The organism is Clostridiales bacterium, assembly GCA_014799665.1.
GTDB lineage: Bacteria > Bacillota > Clostridia > Christensenellales > Pumilibacteraceae > Anaerocaecibacter.
On the sequence record JAAVHP010000016.1, the window covers coordinates 1 to 7,536 of the forward strand.

General features: G+C 40.8%; 7 protein-coding genes and 1 pseudogene. All 8 read right to left on the reverse strand.

The window, feature by feature from the left end; all coding sequences use genetic code 11:
• Positions 1-775: hypothetical protein (locus HDT28_07400; GenBank protein ID MBD5132392.1), on the reverse strand; the 775-nt coding region annotated here is incomplete at its 3' end.
• 215 nt (positions 776-990) lie between these two features.
• Entirely contained in the window at positions 991-2,499 is a 1,509-nt protein-coding gene (locus HDT28_07405) for an AAA family ATPase (GenBank protein MBD5132393.1), read from the reverse strand.
• 59 nt (positions 2,500-2,558) lie between these two features.
• A complete protein-coding gene (locus HDT28_07410) occupies positions 2,559-2,834 on the reverse strand; it encodes a helix-turn-helix transcriptional regulator (GenBank protein MBD5132394.1) in 276 nt (91 codons plus the stop codon).
• A gap of 364 nt (positions 2,835-3,198) precedes the next feature.
• On the reverse strand, positions 3,199-3,510 hold the full coding sequence (locus HDT28_07415) for a transcriptional regulator (GenBank protein ID MBD5132395.1): 312 nt from the start codon (positions 3,508-3,510) through the stop codon (positions 3,199-3,201).
• Between the two features lie 239 nt (positions 3,511-3,749).
• Entirely contained in the window at positions 3,750-4,433 is a 684-nt protein-coding gene (locus tag HDT28_07420) for an ORF6N domain-containing protein (protein MBD5132396.1), read from the reverse strand.
• A 297-nt stretch (positions 4,434-4,730) separates the two neighbouring features.
• Positions 4,731-4,853: pseudogene (locus HDT28_07425) on the reverse strand (2,3,4,5-tetrahydropyridine-2,6-dicarboxylate N-acetyltransferase).
• Between the two features lie 60 nt (positions 4,854-4,913).
• Entirely contained in the window at positions 4,914-5,783 is an 870-nt protein-coding gene (locus tag HDT28_07430; protein MBD5132397.1) for an N-acyl homoserine lactonase family protein, read from the reverse strand.
• A 152-nt stretch (positions 5,784-5,935) separates the two neighbouring features.
• Positions 5,936-6,985 carry a DUF1016 domain-containing protein gene (locus HDT28_07435; protein ID MBD5132398.1) on the reverse strand — a complete coding sequence of 350 codons (1,050 nt, stop codon included), beginning with the start codon at positions 6,983-6,985 and terminating at the stop codon, positions 5,936-5,938.
• Between the last annotated feature and the right edge of the window lie 551 nt (positions 6,986-7,536).

Consider the following 7,536-nt stretch of genomic DNA (forward strand, 5'->3'; position numbering starts at 1 on the left):
CACTCATCTCCTTTTCGACCACCAACAATACCCGAATACTGGAGGAATTTGGATAAAGAGCTTTCTCCGCTTCCATGACGGAACGATATTTTACGCACTGGAAGATTCCTCTCAGTATATCATTCTCATCAGAAATTCGAGATTTGACTTCAACAGCCCAATTTTCCGTTTCAGTTTTAATGAATACATCAAGTCTATCTCCAGAAAGAAGAGTATATTCTGTATAGGTTTCAATAACAGACGCAATTGATAATACCTCAGGATTATCTGAAATATACTCTCTTATTCGCTTATGGTATTCACCCTCACCACCAAATCCCTTATTACTTATATCTTTTCTTAATGACTTGATTTTTGTAATGGGCATACTGGTCGGAAGAGTCAGACCAAGTTTTTCAAGTACCCAAGAATAATCATAGGCGTGCGCTTCCTCGTTTTTCCCTTTCGCTAAAGTTTCCTTATCTTCTTTTGTCAAGAAAGAATAGTTTGAATCAACATAATCGAAACCATTTGATGGTAGTCCCGAATTAGCATTAGAGATTAAAGCATTAAGAGTAGGTATCTCCCTACCGGTTTCATCAGATAACTGACGAAAAATATTATCTATCAGGCCTAATTGATGTCCTAATCGTGGAGATTTGGCTTCAACTACCTCTGCCAACTGTGAATAAGTATGTCCTTCCGTCCAAGAATATTTTGCCCATAAGACCATTATGGGAATCATTCTCTTAATAAGTTCATCTGATCGACTGCCATCATTATATCTATATGCCATAATTCTATAAATTTAGATTTAGTTAATCGTTTGCGTCAGTATCTTCAATCTTCGCGTTCCCATGATAGCTATGTCTAAAAAAGAGTCGACAAAAATCAAACACTGAACCGTTTCCAATATCTTCTTCCTTCTCAGATAGCTTACGTTATCTCAATTTCCAATTCTATAATGGCTGGTTTGTTGCGTTCTATACATTTATAGAACCCTATACTATTTTAGCCTATAAAAGTTATCTTCCATCTACCGTTTTTGTTAGAGCCTATCTTTTCCGTAAGAACCTTGTCCTGCATGAGGCGACGTTGATAACGTATTGACTCTGATTTCATTCCAAGTGCATTGGCGATTTCCTCTATTGAAGATTCAGGGAATGAGACCATCTGTTTCAGGATTGAACGTTGTATAACAGATAAATCCATATGTGAATTTATCTGTGAAATTATCTGTGAAACAGTGATATTATTCACATCTATTCTGCTGTTATGCCTAATGTTATCATTATTATTCTGTGAATATATCTGTGTTTTTATCTGTGATTTCACAGATAAAGGCAGTGTCAGCCACACCTCTTTGACTTCAGTTTCTTCATGGATTTCCGGGCTATTGAACCCAAGGATATCCCAAGCCTTGATTATCTTCATAAAGCCAGACCCGATATTATCACCGAATCCTATCATTCGCAGCATCTTTTGAATTGTACTATTGCGAGCTTGTGTATAGTCGCCATTGTAGATACGCTCCGGTGAGATTCGGAGTGTACCCGGATTACGCAGGATTATTCTATCGGTGCGACGGTCAATGCGTAGTACACCTCCGAGCAGATAGTCGCAATATGTGATACAATTAATCATAGCTTCTCGGACAGCCTCATGGAGCGGACCACCATCACGTCTAACGGTTCCTTCAAGTTTTCCTTCAGATGGCAGTGTGAAAAGCAGTTTGCGCAAAGCGAGAACAAGAAAATTATAAAGGTTATGTTCCCAACGACCATCATCGGTGAGACGGTCATTCCATTTCTTGCTGTTGCCTGGCTCTATGTCAATCAGGTCAAGATAATCAAGCCTGAAATTTGGGAAGTTCCTACGGATATGAAGCCCTTTACCAAACATTAAAAGTCCCGCCATAGTAATTCCCTCAATACCTTTCTGTCTGTTTATATCATAGCCACCCATTTGAATCAGAAAGTCCCTGTCATTGAGCTCTTCGTAGGCATGTCCTGGATTAAGAATATTGAATGACCGACGATATTTTTCAAGCGTATCAGCATCAATATCCTCCATACCATAATGTTCTATAATCTGTGAATCAGTATTATCTGAACTATCGCGAAGCAAGAGCGCGAGTTCCTCTTTTGTCACCTGTCGGTCTCCTTCATACACTCTTTTATAGGTGCCTTGCTCCAACTTCTGGTTGATGTATATTGGTTTTTGACGATAGTCTGCCTCGGGTACGTTTATGTAAATAACATCCTTCCCATCAACATCTACAATTCTGACATCGCTGTCTACGAGCACACTTCTGTTAACCTTCTGAGAATTATGTAACTGATTGAAGAAATCAGTGACAACTTTGTATGAATCCAACACACCGGTAACCTCAAATCTTTCAGCAAGAGGCTTCTCCTTGTCTTCGTAAACACCTAACAAGATAACACCGCCACGAGTATTCGCGAAGGCAGAGTAAGTTTCCCACACCGAATCAGGAACAGATTGTTTACATTTCTTCATTTCAAGCGTGGAGTGTTCTCCACACTTGATTAGTTTCTTTATCTATTCAGCGGTAATTGTCATGATTGATAATTTGATGTATTGGGATATCCTTTAATTTTTATATACATTACCTCGGGGGTTGAGACCCTGGTGGAATTGATAAGTTCTTTGATGTCTATTTCAAGGAGATTAGCGATGTCCCTTAGCGTCTCCAGCGACGGCTGAGTATTGTTGGTACACCACTTGGACACGGTAGCCGGATCCTTTTCTAAATGGTCGACAAGCCATTTATTAGTCTTCTTATGCTCTGCGAGAACTATTTTGAGTCTGTTCAAATCTTCTTTCATAGTCATCCATATTGAATATAACGCAAATTTAATAATTATTTCGCAAAACATACCATTTTAGAACACAATTCACTCAAAGAATTGTGTGTCTATGTTTTATATTTCAGAAAATAGAGTGAGCAGAACTGGTTGCTGACACAACTTTAACACATGTTTGTATAGAAATCCGACACTCGGTTTCTCCAATAACACCAGATACTAACACCACATACCTGAAAGCCAATGAAGTTGAGACTACCTCTCCCCTTCATTGGCTTTCGCGTTATTTACTATTCTTGATTATCTACCTGAAAACTATAACAGAGAAAGTCCTGACTGCCGTAGTTCATGGGTTGTAGCCCTCCAAGGATTATAGCAGCTTGATTATATCTCACTTCCTCTTTTTGGGAAAAGGGAGATTATCCCAGAGGACTGGAATGACTTTTCTTAATAGACTTGGGTTGGAAGTATCAAGAATATACGCTTCCTTGGCTCCCTCATATGGATGACCGGTCTCAGCATCCTGCATCAACTCCTCCAGACAAGGCAGTTTCTTGATAAATGCCATATTATCACAGGCAGTTATAATACACTTCTCATTCAGATAGATAACATAATCTCCCATCATCTTACGATAACGTACATCTCCAAGAGAGGAAAGTAAGCCGCAAAGACACTCAATATAATCTATATTACAAGCCATTAGTCCTAATTATTAAGTTTGTTCAACGAGTCAAGTTTGAGCATCCGGAAGCCGACACGGTAGGGACGCGATTCTTCGCGTCCGATCCGGCACATCCGTCCGATCCGGCTTATCGACAAACAAATTCTCTGTGTTGGAATTACCTTTGTCATTGGGGACGTGAAGAATCGCGTCCCTACATTCAGCCGGCACGGCGGCTACGCTCTTCTCCGATTTCGCAGATGTCCTCTACAGGTCTGTTACAATAAGTCTTTGATTTTATTTATATCGCTATCTGTGATATTTGCCAACTCCAGTGCTTCCTTTTCTTGAAAGCCTTTTGAAAGTAATCTTTTTGCAAAGATAACTTTTTCTCGTAGAATAATATCGGCATTATCATTCTTTCGCTGTCGAGTTACTGAATGTTTTAATTTTCCAATGACAAAGTTGAATTCAAGAGTTGACTGAGTCTCGGTAGTTTCGAGGTCAGGCATAATTAAGTCGGCAAGAATATCACCGATACGTTTCATTCCCGTTTGTTTATCTTGTAGAGACTCTGAATCGTGAACCTCTAAAAGACGATGTTTTAACTCTCTTACTTCAGCGAATGTATTTACAATAGCGAGGGTGGTTTGTGTAGCGACCGGACTCTTTAATATGGTCGCCAACATATATAATCCTTTCTCTGTAAATGCCTTAATGGTCGCTGAAGAGTGTTTTATATTGAACTGGTCAAAAATTTTGACCAGTTCAGCTTTCTCTTCTTTTGAATATTCAAGTATAAACCCCTCCGGGAATTTCTCGGGGTTATTTCTGACAGCTTGATTAACTTCTTTAGTCTGCACTCCGTATAAATGCGCCACTAAGAAATCCGGAATTACATTATGTCCTCTTAGTGGCATAATTACCTTTTTTACATCTTCAATTTTAATTATATCACTCATGGGTTATCGGATTATCAGGAAACATATTAACTCAAAATCATCGATTATACATGATGTCTTTATTTTTGTATCCTTACTTGTATATTGAGATATGTAGTACGCTCTTTTATCATTCTATTGAAATTTCTATTCTATGGAACACTTTTTTCAACGCAAAATTACTATTTTATTCCGTATTGTGCAAATTATCAAGGCTATCCCCCTCTATATCACTATCTATAAATTCTGATTCAAGGTCTATACCGAAAGTGTCCTTCAATATCAGATAAATGAATCGCAAATCTCTTGAACTTGTCCTCAGATGGTTTTGATGACCCTTGCAGGGAGACCGTCGACCACGGTGAGCGGCGGACCATCCGTGTTGACCACCGCACCTGCCGCTATGACAGCCCCTTCACCGATGGTAACCCCCTGAAGGATGAATAGCGAATCCTGCACCGGCCGAATAACATGCGTTTAATTCGACCGGCTACTTAGGAATTATAACTCTATTTCTACAGTATGCGGTTTTACATTTGGATCATGAGTAGCAAGAGATTCGATACATTTGTCACTCATACTCATTTCCCGAATCCATTCCAGCGATTTCATCTGATCCACACGATTCGCCGCGATTCCGGAGGGTATCATTTCTTCCCAGTTCTTGGCACTGTAGGCACCGTCAGCATCAAGAAGCACAAATCTGCCATCCTTACCAGTGATCTTGACTGCCGATAAACCGGCACAGTGACCTGGAATATTAATAAGCTGAACAGTTCCATCTTCAAAGAGATCAAAACTGCGTCGAAATGGACCCTCCTTTCCATTATAGGCAAATAGTGTCACCGGCACATCTTCCCACCATCTCTTTTTATAACGCACTATATTGTCGAAATGAGTCGGCAGCACGCTATTGGCATATTTCATCTCCTCTTCAGAAACCAATATTCGTTTGGCATCCGCAACTTGATGAAGACCGCAAGCGTGGTCGCAATCAAGATGCGTAAGTAGCACATAATCCAAATCCGCTGTCCTTACCCCCATCGCTTTCAACTGCTCATCAACCGTCTGACCTTCAGGAGTAAAACCCTGGTTAATTCTATACAGAAAATAACCGAGTTCACGAATCTGCGCTCGTTTATCCTCTACACCGTCAGGACTCATCCGACGGCTCCATGCTGTATCTACAAGAATTTTTCCTTTGGGATGTTCGATATAATAGCATGAGACCGGCAGCCATTCCCAATCTTTTTCAGGCACAAACAGTCCGGCTACTCTTGCCATCGACACATGGTCATTGTTGAATGGCAACCAGCGAGTCGTTCTTACCATTCCGCAATGGAGCATATGAATTCTAATTTTATCGCTCATAATCAGTGGAGTTTATTAAACGTACAACACCCTTTCGCTTTTTATTGTTCGCTTAGTTTCTCCAATAAAAATGAGGTCGCCCGACACTCTCTGAATCGTTGAAAATATAACCTTCTATGGAAAGCACGTCAGTAAGCCGAATGCTACATTTATCAGTCATTTTTGTGGTGGGCGAGGAAGAATTGTTTTTGCTTTTCAATCTCGTGACGTAGCTCTTCCTCAGTCGGCATATAGGTCATATATTTGGCAGCAAACAGCTGATTGCTGTCGTTCAGGACTGAATACTTCGCAATGGTTGAGTCTGTGTCGGTGCATAGAAGTACACCGATTGTCGGGTTATCATCCGGCCCTTTCATAAGGTCATCATACATTCTGACATACATATCAAGCTGACCTACGTCTCCGTGATTCATCCTGTGAGTTTTCAGCTCGAAAATCACAAATCGCTTCATACGGAAATTGTAGAAAACAAGGTCAATGTAGAAGTCATCCATCTCGGTAGTGATATGCTGTTGTCTTTCAACAAAGGCAAAACCTCTACCGAGTTCGAGGATGAATTTTTCGAGATTGTCAATCAGAGCCTGTTCGAGTTCCGACTCAGAATATTTGCTGTCTCGCTGGAATCCCATAAACTCCGCAACCGTTGGATTCTTGATATATTCAAGCGGGTCAGAATCATTATACGGTGCGACGGCCTCCGGCAGGGTCCCTTTGGGATGCTTCCGCTGTTCCGCAAGCCGACGCTCATAATAATGGGAGCTGATATTGCGGTCAAGAGTGGTGGTACTCCACATATCTTTTGAAGCTTGAGCCATATACCAAAGACGAGCATCAGGATTTGTAACAGATAAAAGTCTTCTGATATGAGTCCACGTCAAATTGTGTACGAGTTCGTTCACAATTTGTATATCATTGAATACCAAGTAGAATTTCCGGAAATGTTCTAAATTTCTCTTGTTATAACTTGCACCATACTCAGTCCGCAAATCCTCTGCCAACCCTGCAATAAGCCGAGATCCATATTCAGCACGGATGTTACCTTTCTGTTCCTCCTCGACTATTCGCCGACCGATATTCCAATAGGTGGCAATTGCGATGGCGCTTGTCGCCGAGAACGCCTGCTGACGGCCATTCTCGATTATCCGGCGGACATCCGACACGAAATCTTTAGGTATGGGATTTATTGCTTTATCTTCTTTCATCGTGTTTAATATTTAGTCTCAGTCATTAAGGTTATCGATATACCTATCAACGTCTATAATTTGAAAATAGCGTTTCCTGCCGCACTGCCATTCAGCACACTGACATTCTTCTGAATCAGTAGGCTCGATAGAGTCGGCAAATTCCATATTATGTTGGAATTACCTTTGTCATCGGGGACGTGAAGAATCACGTCCCTACATTCAGCCAATTCCGCCCTAAATCACCGATGATTGTTTATCACTCATAATTAGTGGATTTTATTAAACGTTCAATACCCTTTCGCTTTTAATTGTTCGCTTAGTTTCTCCAATAAAAATGAGGTCGCCCGACACTCTCTGAATCGTTGAAAATATAACCTTCTATGGAAAGCACGTCTGTAAGCCGGACGCTACGTTTATCAGCGAATATGATACCATATTATTTCGAGGAAGCCGACACAGTAGGGACGCGATTCTTCGCGTCCAATCCGGCACATCCGTCCGATCGGTATTATCGACAAACAAATTCTCTGTGTTGGAATTACCTTTGTCATCGGGGACGTGAAGAATCA